The 13,896-nt window shown below is 70.9% G+C and carries 11 protein-coding genes; 7 read left to right on the forward strand and 4 right to left on the reverse strand.

Features of this window, described 5'->3' with window-relative positions; translation table 11 throughout:
- Window positions 1-76 precede the first annotated feature (76 nt).
- On the forward strand, window positions 77-1,105 hold the full coding sequence (locus tag ABD256_RS10120) for a TerC family protein (RefSeq protein ID WP_344416009.1): 1,029 nt from the start codon (window positions 77-79) through the stop codon (window positions 1,103-1,105).
- 46 nt (window positions 1,106-1,151) lie between these two features.
- On the forward strand, window positions 1,152-3,080 hold the full coding sequence (locus ABD256_RS10125; protein WP_344416011.1) for a S9 family peptidase: 1,929 nt from the start codon (window positions 1,152-1,154) through the stop codon (window positions 3,078-3,080).
- A 47-nt stretch (window positions 3,081-3,127) separates the two neighbouring features.
- Here ABD256_RS10125 and ABD256_RS10130 read toward each other — a convergent pair whose 3' ends face one another.
- The 3 genes from ABD256_RS10130 to ABD256_RS10140 all read right to left on the reverse strand — a co-directional run bounded on the left by ABD256_RS10130 (window position 3,128) and on the right by ABD256_RS10140 (window position 5,514).
- A complete protein-coding gene (locus tag ABD256_RS10130) occupies window positions 3,128-4,114 on the reverse strand; it encodes a hypothetical protein (RefSeq protein ID WP_344416013.1) in 987 nt (328 codons plus the stop codon).
- Window positions 4,115-4,227: 113 nt separating this feature from the next.
- On the reverse strand, window positions 4,228-4,884 hold the full coding sequence (locus tag ABD256_RS10135; protein WP_344416015.1) for an RES family NAD+ phosphorylase: 657 nt from the start codon (window positions 4,882-4,884) through the stop codon (window positions 4,228-4,230).
- 45 nt (window positions 4,885-4,929) lie between these two features.
- Complete coding sequence (locus tag ABD256_RS10140; RefSeq protein ID WP_344416017.1) at window positions 4,930-5,514, reverse strand: DNA-binding protein; 585 nt, start codon at window positions 5,512-5,514, stop codon at window positions 4,930-4,932.
- A gap of 478 nt (window positions 5,515-5,992) precedes the next feature.
- On the opposite strand from ABD256_RS10140, the gene ABD256_RS10145 reads away from it, so the two are divergent.
- Genes ABD256_RS10145 through ABD256_RS10155 form a run of 3 tightly spaced genes read left to right on the forward strand, consistent with a single transcriptional unit; the run spans window position 5,993 to window position 9,707 of the window.
- Window positions 5,993-7,588 carry a sugar ABC transporter ATP-binding protein gene (locus ABD256_RS10145; protein ID WP_344416019.1) on the forward strand — a complete coding sequence of 532 codons (1,596 nt, stop codon included), beginning with the start codon at window positions 5,993-5,995 and terminating at the stop codon, window positions 7,586-7,588.
- A complete protein-coding gene (locus ABD256_RS10150; protein ID WP_344416021.1) occupies window positions 7,585-8,649 on the forward strand; it encodes an ABC transporter permease in 1,065 nt (354 codons plus the stop codon). The genes ABD256_RS10145 and ABD256_RS10150 overlap by 4 nt, the downstream gene beginning before the upstream one ends.
- Before the next feature lie 38 nt (window positions 8,650-8,687).
- Entirely contained in the window at window positions 8,688-9,707 is a 1,020-nt protein-coding gene (locus ABD256_RS10155) for a substrate-binding domain-containing protein (protein WP_344416023.1), read from the forward strand.
- 119 nt (window positions 9,708-9,826) lie between these two features.
- On the opposite strand, the gene ABD256_RS10160 is transcribed toward ABD256_RS10155, so the two are convergent.
- Window positions 9,827-10,831: a LacI family DNA-binding transcriptional regulator gene (locus tag ABD256_RS10160; protein ID WP_344416025.1), complete on the reverse strand. Its 1,005-nt coding sequence runs from the start codon at window positions 10,829-10,831 to the stop codon at window positions 9,827-9,829.
- Window positions 10,832-10,987: 156 nt separating this feature from the next.
- Between ABD256_RS10160 and ABD256_RS10165 the strand changes: the two genes are divergently transcribed.
- Window positions 10,988-12,403, forward strand: a complete 1,416-nt coding sequence (locus tag ABD256_RS10165; protein ID WP_344416027.1) for an L-fucose/L-arabinose isomerase family protein — start codon at window positions 10,988-10,990, stop codon at window positions 12,401-12,403.
- Window positions 12,396-13,889 carry an FGGY-family carbohydrate kinase gene (locus ABD256_RS10170; RefSeq protein WP_344416029.1) on the forward strand — a complete coding sequence of 498 codons (1,494 nt, stop codon included), beginning with the start codon at window positions 12,396-12,398 and terminating at the stop codon, window positions 13,887-13,889. Before ABD256_RS10165 ends, ABD256_RS10170 begins: the two co-directional genes overlap by 8 nt.
- Window positions 13,890-13,896 lie beyond the last annotated feature (7 nt).

A 13,896-nucleotide genomic window follows, 5' to 3' on the forward strand; every position in this document is an offset into this window, starting at 1 on the left:
ACCGCCGGCCGGTTTTTCACCGGCGGAAGAGACCTCCGGTTAGCTGCTGCTGCGCACTATCCGGAGGTTTCGTTTCATGACTGTTCCCCTGTGGTTGTGGGTCGCCACGGTCGGTGGCCTGCTCGCGCTCATCGCGCTCGACCTCGTCATCGTCGACCGGAAGCCGCACGAGGTAACCACGGGTGAAGCAGCTCGCTGGGTCATCTTCTACATTTCGTGCGCGGTGCTGTTCGGGATCGGGCTGTGGTTCTTCGCCGGGCAGCACCCGGCGGTCGAGTTCTTCACCGGGTACATCACCGAGTACTCGCTCAGCGTGGACAACCTGTTCATCTTCATGATCATCATGTCCTCGTTCAAGGTGCCCGCGATCCACCAGCACCGCGTGCTGCTGGTCGGCATCCTGCTGGCGCTGGCGATGCGGAGCGTGTTCATCGCGGTGGGCGCCGCGCTGATCGCGCAGTTCGTCTGGGTGTTCTTCCTCTTCGGCGCGATCCTCGTGTGGACGGCCGTGAGCATGGTCCGCAACAAGGACGAGGACGAGGAGTACGAAGAGAACGCGGTCACCCGCCTGGTGCGCAAGGTCTTCCCGGTCACCGAGGACTACGTCGGCCACAAGTCGTTCGTGAAGCGCGAGGGCAGGCGCTGGATCACCCCGATGTTCGTGGTGATCGTCGCGATCGGGTCGGCGGACCTGCTCTTCGCCGTCGACTCGATCCCCGCGATCTTCGGCATCACGCAGGACGCGTTCCTGGTGTTCACCGCCAACGCGTTCGCGCTGATGGGCCTGCGGCAGCTCTTCTTCCTGCTCGGCGGGCTCGTCTCGAAGCTGGTCTACCTGTCCTACGGCCTCGCGGTGATCCTCGGCTTCATCGGAGCCAAGCTGTTCCTGCACGCCCTGCACGAGTACGACGCCGTGCCGGACTGGCTCGACATCAACAACTGGGTGTCCCTCGGCGTCATCGTCGTGGTGCTGACCATCACCACGGTCGCGAGCCTGATGAAGGCGAAGCGGGACCCGGAATCGGTGCACGCCACCGGCCTCGACCTGCACGCCGAGGCCCCCGAAGAGCGGGAAGCGCGGGAAGCGCGGGAAGAAGCGCGCTGACCGGCGTTGAGAACGCGCGCTGACCCGCTGCCGATAGGGTCTGCCGGTGCGTCCTTCGGATATCGAACTGCTGGCGGTACCGGGGCGGCTGGCGCTGCGCGGTGAACTCCTGCTGGCGGCGGTCTCGCGGCCCTGCCTGGACACCGACCGCTACACCGGGGCGGTGCGCAGAATCGGTTTCGACGGCACGGAGCGGGCGTGGACCCGTGGTGCGCGCGGCCGGCACGATTCGGCGCCGTCGATCTCGCCGGACGGCCGGTGGGTCGCGTTCCTCCGCCGCGTCGAAGGTGATCCCGCCCAGCTCCACGTGATGCCGTCCGACGGCGGTGAGGGGGAGCGGCTCACCGATCTCCCGCTCGGCGCCGGTGAGCCGGTGTGGGCGCCGGACTCGCGGCGGATCGCCTTCACCGCGCGGGTACCGGAACCGGGGCGCTACGGCACCGCGGACTCTTCCGGAGGAACCGTCACGGCGGACGCGGAGCCGCCGCGGCGCATCACCCGGCTCGACTACCGGCTCGACGACGTCGGGTTCCTCGCCGACCGGCGGCTGCGGCTCTTCGTGGTCGACGCGCTCGGCGGGCCCGTCCCCGCTGAGCCGCTCACCGACGGGGGAACCGACGTCGAACACCCCGTGTGGACCCCCGACGGCGAGCGGGTGCTCGTCGTCGCGCGGCGCGACTGGGGCGGCGAGGACGGCGACCAGTGCGACGTCTACGCGATTCCGGCCGCGGGCGGAGCGCCGGAGCTGGTCGTGCGGATGCGCGGGTACGCCGAGCGGCTCTGCCTCGACGGCGGGACGCTCTTCTTCTACGGCACCGAGTTTCCCGGTCCCGAACCGGAGATCCGCAACGTCGGGCTCTTCGCCGCGGCGCTGCCGGAGCCGGGTTCCGTCGCCGGGCTGCGGCGGCTCACCGACGCCGAGACCGTCGACTGCGACCCCGCCGCGGGGCCGCCGGTGCCCTTCGGCGACGAACTGCTGGTCGCCGTCCGCACCAGGGGTGCCGTCGAACTGCGTGCGGTCCCGCGCACCGCGGACGGCACCGGGCTGGCCGGGCTCCGGCTGGTCGGCGGCGAGCGCGCGCGGGTCACCGCGTTCGCCGCGGACGGGGACAGGATCGTCGCCGCGATCGCGACCCCGGACTCGCGCGGGGATCTCGTCCTGCTCGGCTCCGGGCCGCTCACGGACTGGTCGAAACCCTTGCGCGACAAGGGAATTCACCCGCTGGTCGAGCTGTCCGCGACAGCGGCCGACGGGTATCCCGTGCACGGCTGGCTGGTGCTGCCCGACGGCGACGGCCCGCACCCGGCGCTGCTGGTGGTGCACGGCGGGCCGTTCGCGGACTACGGCTGGGGCCTGTTCGACGAGGCGCAGGTGTACGCCTCCGCGGGGTACGCGGTGGTGCTCGCGAACCCGCGCGGTTCGGCGGGCTACGGCGAGTCGCACGGCCGCGCGATCCTGCACGCGCTCGGCACCGTCGACGCCGACGACCTGCTGGCCCTGCTCGACGCGGCGCTGGAGCGGCCCGATCTCGACCGCGACCGGACCGGCCTGATGGGCGGGTCCTACGGCGGGTTCATGACCGGCTGGCTCGCCGCGCACCACGGCGAGCGCTTCCGCGCCGCGTGGAGTGAGCGCGCGGTCAACGCGTGGGACTCGTTCACCGGCAGCTCGGACATCGGCTGGAAGTTCTCCCACTGCTACGTCGGCGACGATCCCGCCGAGCAGCGCGCCCGCAGCCCGCTCACGCACGCGCACCGCATCGGCATCCCGTTCGCCGTGGTGCACTCCGAACTCGACTGGCGCTGCCCGGTGGAACAGGCGCAGCGCATGTTCGTGGCGCTCAAGCGCGCCGGTACCGAAACCGAGCTGCTGCTGTTCCCCGGCGAAGGGCACGAGCTGAGCCGGTCCGGCAGGCCGAGGCACCGGGTGCGGCGGTTCGAGGCCGTGCTCGCCTGGTGGGCACGCCACCTCTAGCCAGTGTCGGGCAGTGGCTGGTTTGCGTGGCGGTGCGCTGTTCTCGTTTAGCGGCAGCGCCAGACGGTGGGCTGCAGCTTGTCCCCGCCGTGCTTGCCCGCCACCGTGCCGTCGTCGGACACGACCTCGACGAAGGTGTCGAACCGGGAGCCGGGGAAGGTGTGGTCGAACTGGCCGAGCCGCCACAGGGCTTCGGTGTCGTCGCTGTTCACGCCCGCGGTCAGGCCGGCGGAGTTGAGGTGGTACGCGCCCGTGCTCTTCGGCAGCTTGACCACCGAGCCGTCGGGGTTCCAGAGCACGCCGACGCTGGCCCCGCCGATGGTCGCGGTACCGGCGACGCGGCCGTTCGAGATCGCACTGCCCGTCGCGCTCGTCGCGCCGGGGACCTTGGCGAGCGGGGTCGCCTTGCCGTCGCGCCAGATCCACGGCCCGCCCTCACCGGAGAGCAGCAGCGAGCCGTCGTGGTCGACCTGCAGCGCGTTCTTGGCCGCCGGGATCCCGGCCAGCTTCACCACCTGCCCTGGCTGGTCGGCAGGCCATTCGACGGTGTAGGAGCCGCCCCCCGCCCCCTGCACGGCGTTGACCCCGAAGATGTTGCCCTTGTCGTCGATCCCCTGCGCGCTCGCCAGCCAGGTGTTCGGCAGCTCGGGCAGCGCCTCCAGCCTGGTGCCCGCGGAGCGGAACGCGTAGGCGTGCGTCGGGGTCGGGAATCCGGCCGCGGTGGCGTAGCCGACCACCGTGCCCGCGCGGTTCTCGCCCAGCACCGCCGACGCGGAGCCGTACGACACCCGCGAGCCGAGGTCGGTCACCTTGCCGTTCTTCCAGGTGACCACGTGCGCGCCGTCGGAGAACGCGGCGGTGCCCGCGTAGCCCCCTTGGTGGTCGGTCGCGGTGATGCCGCCGTCGCTGGCTCCGGCAGGCAGCCCCAGCGCGGATGGCGTCCACGTGCACGCGGCCGCCGCGGAAGCCGCCGCCGGTGCCGTCACGACCGCCGCGCCCGCGGCCACCGCGCATCCCAGAGCTCTGAGCTTCATGGATTTCCCTCCCTCGATGTGACAGACAAGCTTTGTCCGTCACGCGCAGCATCGGGCACGGGAAGGGAGTGGTTACCGGGGCGGGAGCACGTCTAGGAGAACTTCTACAGCCGCTAGTCCAGCAGGACGTAGTTCAGCTCCGCGCACACCCTGCCGAGCGGCACGTCGAGCCCGGGGTGGTCGAGCGAGAGCAGCACGTCCGGCTCGACGGGCAGCGCCGCACCCGCGGGCGGGTCCCACAGGCACAGCGCGGGGCCGCCGGAGTCCATCGACGACCGGTACCAGAGCCCGTCGAGATCGCTGAAGGCCGTGCGGATCGCGCGCGCCCACGCCTGCGTGATGCGCTTCGGGCCGCTCGAGATCTCCTGCGACGCGCCGACCCTGGTCGGCCACAGGCCGGACAGGTCGAGCAGGCGCAGCGTCCTGGTCGGCCGCACCACGACGAGCCGGGGGCCGCGCGTCCTGCGGTCGACGGTGGAGGTCGTCTGGTACACCTCGGCGACGCTCGTGCGGACGGTGAGCCCGAAGTAGAGCACCCCGTTCCCGGGGTCGGTGACCGGCTTGCCCCCTCGCGCGGGGTGCTGCTGGTCGAACCGGCCGTGCGGGAGCGGGCCGGTGTAGCGGAACGAGTTCCACTGCTGCGGATGGTTGCCGTGCGCGGTGAAGATTCGCACCAGCCTGGTCCCCGGGTGCACCGCCACGACGTCCTCGGTGCGGTTCAGCTCGTTGACCAGGACGGCGCGAGAAGGCGGCAGGGGGAGCCTTGCCATTCGTGCTGTTACCTGTTTCTCGTGATCTTGGGCCGGGAGGACAGCTTAGAAGGGCGTGCCCAGAACCTCCACCAGTGCCACGACCGCTTCGGGGTCGCCACCCGCCAGCAGCCACTGCCGTGGCGTCGCCGGGCGCTCGTTGATCACGAGGTCTTCCTGCGGTGTGCTCATGAACGCGGCCACCACGAGCGCGGGCTGGTCCGCGGGCACGGCCGCCAGCACCACCTCGAGGCCGGGCAGTACCCCGCTGCCGGTGAACTGCCACGACGGCAACCGCCAGCCGCTCTGGTCCTTCCAGCCGGTGAGCCTGCTCTCGGACAGCTTGTGCCGGATGCGGCTGCGGTCGACGCCGAGGTTCTTGGCCACCTCGTTCGCGGTGAGCGAGGATTCGGCGAACACCGCGTGCGCGGCCACCGTCCTGGCCCGGAAGTCCGCTTCGTCCTCCTGGTACGGGGAGAGATCGAGCCCGACGTCGGTCAGCGCGGCGCGCGTGTCGGACGGGAAGAACTCCGCGGGGTTGGGCGCCAGCGGGGACAGCCTGCGTGCGGCATCCTCGATGAGGGTGAGGAACTCGGTGGCATCCACTCGGAGCCCTGCCTTCGCGAGCACGTTTTCCAGCGCCATAGTCATGCGCCCAGACTAGCCCGCGTGTGCGGGTTCGTGCGATTTCTGACCGCAAATGTGGGTGAATTCACCAAAGATCGACACGGAACGCACATAATCAAACACATGCTGTAGGCGATCGCCGGTCAGTCTGCCTCGTCAGGGTGGCGTTGTCCAGGGCCGTGTGGCCTTGGTGACCGCTTCTTGCATTGTCCCACTCCGGCGCCGGGTCCGGGCGTGTCACGAGCCTGCTCCGATCCGGCGGTCCCGGTTCCAAAGTGGTCGTGTGCGCACCGCGTGGTCGGTACAGTGCGGGCCGTACGCGGGCTCCACGGCCGTGGCGCACCTGGGGTAAAGAACCCGATCGGGTGATGCTTGACACGTAGTCCCGGTCACTCTAACTTTCTCGGGTAATCGATTTCTCGGGTGCCGCCGAAGGTGCCGGGCCAGGTCCGGCATCACCAGCGCAGGCCGGGACGCCGACCGTCGCCAACGAAGGATGCGGATGGACAGTGAGGCTGCGGGGGGTGCCGCGCTGGTCGAGATGGCCGGGATCAGCAAGGCCTACGGCGGGGTGCGGGCGGTCTCCGGAGTGGACTTCACCGTGCGGGAAGGCGAAGTGCACGCGCTGCTCGGCGAGAACGGCGCCGGCAAGTCGACCCTGATGAAGGTGCTCTCCGGCGAGGTCGGCGGCTACGACGGTGAGATCAGGGTCTCCGGCGAGCCGGTCCACTTCACCCGCCCCGTCGACGCCCAGCGCGCCGGGATCGCGATGATCCACCAGGAGCTCGACCTGGTGCCCGCGCTGTCGGTGGCCGAGAACGTCTTCCTCGGCAAGGAGCTCAAGACCCGCTACGGCGTGGTCGACCGCGGCCGCATGCTCTCCGAGACCGGCGAACTGCTCGATCGCGCCGGGGTCGACCTCGACCCGCGCCGCCCGATCGAGCAGTTGCGGACCGGTGAGCAGCAGCTCGTCACCATCGCGAAGGCGCTCTCGCTCGACGCGCGGATCCTGATCATGGACGAGCCGACCTCGGCGCTGTCCTCCCACGAGGTCGAGCAGCTGTTCACGGTGATCGCCGAGCTGCGGCGGGGCGGCGCGGGGATCGTCTACATCTCGCACCGGATGGACGAGATCGGCCAGGTCGCCGACCGCGCGACCGTGCTGCGCAACGGTTCCGTCGTGGCCGAGTTCGACGCGCGCGCGATGACCGCGGCGCAGGCGTCGGAGGCGATGGTGGGCAGGCCGGTGCACCTCATGTTCCGCACCGAGGCCGAGCCGGACAGCGCGCACCTGTCGGACGAACCGGACGGCGACGACCTGCTGCGGATCGAGGACCTGGTGGTGCGGCACAAGCGGCCGAGGCCGGGCCGCCGCGACCCCGCCGGTATCAGCCTCCGGGTGCGGCGCGGCGAGATCGTCGGGCTCGCCGGGCTGCTCGGCGCCGGGCGCACCGAACTGCTGGAAACGCTCTTCGGCGTCGGCGCGGGGAAGCCGACCGGCGGCCGGATCCTGCTCGACGGCGAGGAGGTCGCGCCGTCGGGGCCGAGGCAGGCGATCAAGCTCGGCATCGCGTTCGTGCCGGAGGACCGCCGGATCGCCGGCCTTTCGCTCGAGCATTCCGTGCTGGCCAACACCGTGCTGTCCATTGTGGAACGGATCGCGCGCCTCGGCGCGGTGCCGAGGGCCAAGGAGCGCGCGCTGGCCACCGAGACCACCGAGCGGCTCGGCGTGAAGCTCGCGTCGCTGGCCAGCCCGGTCGGCTCGCTGTCCGGCGGCAACCAGCAGAAGGTGGTGCTGGGGCGGAACCTGCTGACCGAGCCGTCGCTGCTGCTGCTCGACGAACCGACCCGCGGCGTGGACGTGGGGGCCAAGGCCGAGATCTACCGCCTGCTCGGCGAAACCGCGAGCCGCGGCGTCGGCGTGCTGCTCGCCTCGTCCGAGCCCGCCGAGCTGATCGGCGTGTGCGACCGCGTGATCGTCCTGCAGGACGGGCGCAGCGTGCAGGAGATCGACACCGCTTCCGTCAGCGAAGCCGATCTCCTCGCCGCGTCGATGGGAGAGGGAGCCGTGAGCGAAGAACTGGGTGAGAGGTCATGACCGAGCAGACCAAGAACGACACCGGCGGGCCCGGCCCGTCGACGGTGCTCGACCCCGAGCTGAAGCGGGCCCGCGGCACCGACCTCGTGTCCACCGTGTTCCGCTTCCAGAGCGTGTTCGGGCTCGTCGTGGTGTTCATCGCGGCCATCGTGTTCTCGCCCGCCAAGAACGGCGAACTGCTCTTCCTCGACTCCAGCAACCTCTTCAACGTGGTGCGGGCGACCTCGGAGACCGGGATCCTCGCCGTCGGCATGACGCTGGTGATCCTGATCGGCGGGATCGACCTCTCCGTCGGCTCGGTGCTCGGCCTCGCCAGCGTCGGCGCCGCCGTGCTGCTCGTCAACGACGACCTCGGCCTCGTGCCCGCGGTGCTGGTCGTGCTCGCCATCGGGCTCGCGTTCGGGCTGCTGCAGGGCGTGGCGATCGCGAAGTTCGGCATCCAGGCGTTCATCGTGACGCTGGCGGGCATGCAGATCGCGCGCGGGCTCGCCAGGATCTGGTCCGGCGGGCAGGGCATCACCATCACCTACGGCGAAGGCGCCCACCAGGCCCCGCTGACCTTCTCCCTGCTCGGCGAGCGCACCTTCAACGGGCTCGTGCCGATTCCCGCGCTCATCTTCATCGTGGTCGCCGCGCTCGCCGTGATCCTGTTGCGGGTCAGCGCGTTCTCCCGGCACATCTACGCGATCGGCGGCAACGAGAAGGCCGCGAGGCTTTCCGGTGTGCCGGTGACCCGCGTGAAGATCCTGGTGTTCGGCATCTGCGGGCTGCTCGCCGCGCTCGCCGGGATCGTGCACGCCGGTCAGCTGAACTTCGGCGGCCCCAACGACGGCGCGATGTACGAACTGGACGCCATCGCCGCCGTGGTGATCGGCGGCACCAGCCTCACCGGCGGCAGGGGATCGGTCGTCGGCACCGTCGCCGGTGCGCTGCTCGTCGGCGTGCTCCGGAACATCCTGGCGCTCAACAACATCGACTCCAACATCCAGCTGCTGATCATCGGGCTGGTGATCGTGCTGGCCGCGGGCCTGCAGCGGCTCCGCCCGGCATCCGCGGGCTGATCGTGCCGACCTCGCCGACAACGAAGAAGGGAACTGCCATGACAGTGCGGACACGGAGGGTGGTCGCCGGCACCGCGCTGGCGGCCTGCGCCCTCGTCGCGACCTCGGCCTGCGGCACCACGAGCGAGAACTCGGGCGCCCCGCAGAGCGGCGGCCAGCAGTCGGCGCCGAAGAAGTGCGGCAAGGACGGCAGCTACACCATCGGGATGAGCCAGGCCAACGTCGCCGAGCCGTACCGCCAGCGCATGGACGACGACATCAGGTCCGCCGCCGCGGGCGTGCCGCAGTTCAAGGTCAACTTCGCCGACGCGGCGCAGGACAACTCGAAACAGGTCGAGCAGGTCCAGACCTTTCTGACCCAGCAGATCGACCTGCTGATCATCAGCCCCAACGAGGCCACCCCGCTGACCAACGTGGTCAAGGAGGCCTACAGCAAGAACATCCCGGTGCTGGTGCTCGACCGCAAGGTCGACGGGGACGCCTACACCTCCTTCATCGGCGCCAACAACGTCGACATCGGCAAGCAGGCCGGCGAGTTCGTCGGCACGAAGCTCCTGCCGAGCGGCGGCAAGATCGCCGAGATCCGCGGCCTCGCCGGATCCACCCCGGCCAAGGAACGCGCCGACGGCTTCCAGCAGGGCATCACGGGCAAGAACGTCGACATCGTCGCCACCGCCGACGGCGACTGGCTGCGCGACAAGGGCCAGGCGCAGGCCGACGCCCTGATCAAGGCGCACCCCGACATCCAGGCCATCTACTCGCAGAACGACCCGATGGCCGAGGGCGCCAGGATCGCCGCCACCAACGCGGGCAAACCCGATCTCAAGATCATCGGCATCGACGGCCTCCCCATCGACGCGGGCGGCATCAAGGCCGTCGAAGCGGGCCGCCTCTCGGCCACCTTCGTCTACCCGACCGGTGGCAAGGAAGCCGTCGCCGCCGCGAAAACGCTTCTCGTCGACTGCGGCAAGGTCGAGAAGACCCAGACCCTGCCGACCAAGCTCGTCACCAAGGACAACGCCGCCCAGGTGTATGCCGAAATGAACAAGCAGGGATAGCGCACCCGGCGCGCTGCTTTCTCCCCGATGGCCACCACGAGGGCACTGAACGCCGCGCCCTCGTGGTGGCTCCGGCAGGGAGCAAACCCCGCCGGAGGAACAGCATCGAGCACACGTGCTCAGGCGGTGCGGGAGGAACTGCCTCGGGGGATCAGGCGGGCGGCGAGGGTGGCCGAGGTGGTTTCCCTCGTGTTGTCACCGATGCGCGCGAGCAAGAGCTGCGCCGCCCTGGTGCCGATGTCGTAGGCGGGCTGCGCGACGACCGTCAGCGGCGGGTCCACGAGGGTCGCCCACGGCGCGTCGTCGAAGGCGACCACGCCGATGTCCCGTCCGAGCCGCAGCCCGCGCGCGGCGAGCACTTCCAGTACCCCGACGGCCATCGTGCTGTTCGCGACGAGCAGCGCGTCCGGTGGCGGGGTGAGCGCCAGCAGGTCCGCGGTGGCCTCCGCCGCGCCCGTCGCCCGGTACTCCGAGCGCCGCACCAGCTCGTCATCCGAAGCACCCGAAGCGCCGCTCTCGCGCACCGCGTCCTGGTAACCGGCGAGCCGGTCGTCGGCGGTGCGGACCCCGGCCGGCCCGGTGAGGCAGGCGATGCGCCGGTAGCCCGCGGCGATCAGGTGCTCGGTGGCCTGCCGCGCGGCGAGCCGGGTGTCGACGAGCACCTGGTCGCCGACCTCGGTGGTGAGGGGGCGGTCGACCGCCACCACCGGGGTCCCCCGCTGGCTCAGCACCTGGACGCTCGTCGACGCGCCGGTGGGGGAGAGCACCACGCCCGCGACGCGTTCCTGGAGCGCCACGTCGATGTAGCGGCGTTCCTTTTCCGCGCTCTCGTCGGAGTTGCACAGCACCACCGAGTATCCGGCGGTCTGCGCCACGTCCTCGACGCCGCGCGCGATCGCGGTGAAGAACGGGTTCTCCACGTCGGAGATGATCAGCGCGAGCACCGCTGTCTCCTGGCGGCGCAGGTTGCGGGCGAGGCCGTTCGGGTGATATCCGAGCTCGGCCGCCGCCGCCTGCACCCGCGCGGCCAGTGCCGGGTCCACAGTGGACTTGCCGTTGAGCGCGCGGGAAACCGTGGCGGTCGAGACACCGGCCCGCTCCGCGACATCGCTGATGGTCGCCACGGCGACCTCCCCTCATCCTCCGCCACCGGACCGGTGGCGACCAAACGGCCTCCGCCGGCCGCCGACCCGGGCTATTGACACTGCCCACCGTGCAGAATAGCGTCTCGGGTAAACGATTACTCATCCTGTCCGCGACCCTGGCTGCCTGGAGGACTCGTGGCCCGTATCGGTGTGCTCAGTATTTCCGATGGCCGTGATCATGTGCACGCACGCAACGCCGAGTTCATTCAGTCCAAACAGGACAGACTCGTGCGCACTCTCGAGGCCGCGGGCCACGAGGTGGTGACCGGCGCCGATCTGGTCGCCACCAACGCGGCGGCCAGTTCGGCGGCGAGGGGCGTCGCCGCCGCCGACGTCGACGTCACGATCTTCTACTACGCGGTGTGGAGCTTCCCGCACTTCACCATGCTCGCCGCGGACGCCACCCGCAGCCCGCTGGTGCTGGTGGCCAGCACCGATCCCACCGAGCCAGGGCTGGTCGGGATGCTCGCCGCCGGTGGCGCGCTCGACCAGATCGGCCGGGAGCACACCCGCCTGTGGGGCGCCCCCGACGACGCGGAGCTGGCCGAACAGGTCGGCGCGCACGCGCGGGCCGCCTCGGCGGTGGCTTCGCTGCGGGGCTCCACGTTCGGCCGGTTCGGCGGGCGCCCGATGGGCATGAACACCGCGGTCGCCAACACCGACCAGTGGATGCGCCAGTTCGGCATCGACGTCGAGGAGATCGACCAGTACGAGCTGGTGCTGCGCGCCGAGAAGGCGGACGCGGGCGAGGCGGCCAAGGCGCGCGAGTGGATCGAGGCGCACGCGGCGGGGGTGCACTACGACGGCAAGAAGCTCACACCGGAGCTGCTCGAACGCCAGATCCGTTCGTACCAGGCGATCCGCGACATCATCGCCGAGCGGAACCTGGACTTCTCCGGGATCAAGGGCCAGCCCGAGCTGACCGAGCACTTCGCGACGATGGACGTCACCGAGGCCTTCCTCAACGACCCGTACGACTGGAACGGGCCGAAGGACGTGCACGTCACCGCCACCGAGGCGGACATGGACGGCGCGCTGACCATGCAGCTGATGCACAAGATCTCCGGCACGCCGGTGCTCTTCGCCGACGTCCGGCACTACCACGCCGACCGCGACATCTGGGACCTGTGCAACTCCGGCCAGCACGCCACCTGGTACGCCGCGCGCAGCGACGACCCGGCGGAGAACCTCGCGAAGGTCAACTTCTACCCCGAGGTGTTCTTCTTCCCCGCGGGCGGTGCGTCGGTGCAGCACATCGCCGCACCGGGCGAGATGACGCTCGGCAGGCTCACCCGCGAGGCGGGGGAGTACCGGCTGCAGCTCATGCTCGGCGAGTTCGAAAGCTACGACGACGCCACGAACGAAGAGCTGATCCGGCAGTCCACTCCGGAATGGCCGCACGCCTTCACCCGGCTCGACGCGCCGGGTGAGCTGTTCCTGTCGAAGTTCGGCGCGAACCACATCCACGCGATCCCCGGTGACCGCCGTGCCGAGCTGCGTGCCGCGGCGAAGCTGATGGGCGTCCGCCTCGACGAGTGGTCCCGTGGCTGACGGGCTGCTGCTCGGGATCGACATCGGCACGTCAAGCTCGAAGGGCGTGCTGGTCAGCCCGCGCGGCGAGGTGCTGGCGCGCGCGAGCCGCGCGCACGACACCTCCTACCCGCACCCGGGATGGGTCGAGCACGACGCGGAAACCGTGTGGTGGCAGGACTTCCTCGCGCTGGCCCGCGAACTGGCGAGCGCGGCCGGCGACCGCGCGCTCGCCGGGCTCGCGGTCAGCGGGATCGGTCCCGTGCTGCTCCCCGCGGACGCGGCGGGGCGCCCGCTGCGGCCCGCGATCCTGTACGGCGTGGACACCCGCGCCGCGCGCGAGATCGAGGAGCTGACCGCCGAACTCGGGACCGAGTCCATTGTGGAGCGCGGCGGTACGCCGCTGTCCTCGCAGGCGGTCGGCCCGAAGTGGCGGTGGCTGGCGCGGCACGAGCCGGAGGTGTACGAGCGCACCGAGCTGTTCCTGATGGCCAGCTCCTACCTCGTGCACCGGCTCACCGGCGAGTACGTGCTCGACCACCACTCGGCGAGCCAGTGCGACCCGATGTACGACCTGCGCGCGGCGGACTGGGCCGCCGACTGGGCCGAGCTGACCGCGCCCGGCATCCGGCTGCCGCGGCTGCTGTGGCCGACCGAGGTCGCGGGCACGGTTTCCGCCGCCGCGGCCGCGGAAACCGGTCTGCCGCAAGGGCTTCCGGTCACCGCGGGCACAGTCGACGCGTGGGCGGAGGCGGCGAGCGTCGGTGTGGCCGATCCCGGCGACACGATGGTCATGTACGGCACCACGATGTTCCTCGTCCAGGTGCTCGCCGACCCGCGCCCCGATCCGGGGCTGTGGACCACCCGCGGCGCCTTCCCCGGCACCTATTCGCTCGCCGCGGGCATGGCGACCTCGGGGGCGATCACGGACTGGCTGCGCAGGCTCGTCGGCGGCGACTTCGCGGACCTCGTCGGCCGTGCCGCCGAGGTGCCGGCGGGCAGCAGGGGATTGCTTACGCTGCCGTACTTCGCGGGCGAGCGCACCCCCGTCTTCGACCCGGACGCCCGCGGCATCATCGCGGGGCTGACGACCTCGCACGGGCTGGGCGAGCTGTACCGCGCGACGCTGGAGGGGATCGCCTACGGCGTGCGGCACAACCTCGAGGTGATGGCGTCCGCGGGCGGCGCGTCGAGCCGCCTCGTCGCGGTCGGCGGTGGCACGCAGGGCGGCCTGTGGACGCAGATCGTCAGCGACGTGACCGGGGCCGAGCAGCAGGTTCCCGCGGAGACGATCGGCGCGGCGCTGGGCGACGCGCTGCTCGCGGGCGTGGCCGTCGGGCTCGAACCGGACATCGCCGCGTGGAACCCCGTGCACACCGTCGTCCGCCCCGATCCGGCGCGGACCGGCGTGTACGACGGGTTCTACCGGCGCTACCGCGAGCTGTACCCGGCCACCGCGGAGATCGCCCACTTCCTCGCCGGACAGCAGCGCGCTACCGATCGGTGACCTTTCG

The sequence above is a fragment of the Amycolatopsis minnesotensis genome (assembly GCF_039529815.1).
In the GTDB taxonomy this organism is placed as follows: domain Bacteria; phylum Actinomycetota; class Actinomycetes; order Mycobacteriales; family Pseudonocardiaceae; genus Amycolatopsis; species Amycolatopsis minnesotensis.

Excerpts from the sequence above, each read along its gene's own strand:
- ABD256_RS10135 (WP_344416015.1), bottom strand. The coding sequence starts at position 4,884 with ATGGCAAGGCTCCCCCTGCCGCCTTCTCGCGCCGTCCTGGTCAACGAG.
- ABD256_RS10120 (WP_344416009.1), top strand. The coding sequence starts at position 77 with ATGACTGTTCCCCTGTGGTTGTGGGTCGCCACGGTCGGTGGCCTGCTC.
- ABD256_RS10140 (WP_344416017.1), bottom strand. The coding sequence starts at position 5,514 with ATGACTATGGCGCTGGAAAACGTGCTCGCGAAGGCAGGGCTCCGAGTG.
- ABD256_RS10150 (WP_344416021.1), top strand. The coding sequence starts at position 7,585 with ATGACCGAGCAGACCAAGAACGACACCGGCGGGCCCGGCCCGTCGACG.
- ABD256_RS10130 (WP_344416013.1), bottom strand. The coding sequence starts at position 4,114 with ATGAAGCTCAGAGCTCTGGGATGCGCGGTGGCCGCGGGCGCGGCGGTC.
- ABD256_RS10145 (WP_344416019.1), top strand. The coding sequence starts at position 5,993 with ATGGACAGTGAGGCTGCGGGGGGTGCCGCGCTGGTCGAGATGGCCGGG.
- ABD256_RS10155 (WP_344416023.1), top strand. The coding sequence starts at position 8,688 with ATGACAGTGCGGACACGGAGGGTGGTCGCCGGCACCGCGCTGGCGGCC.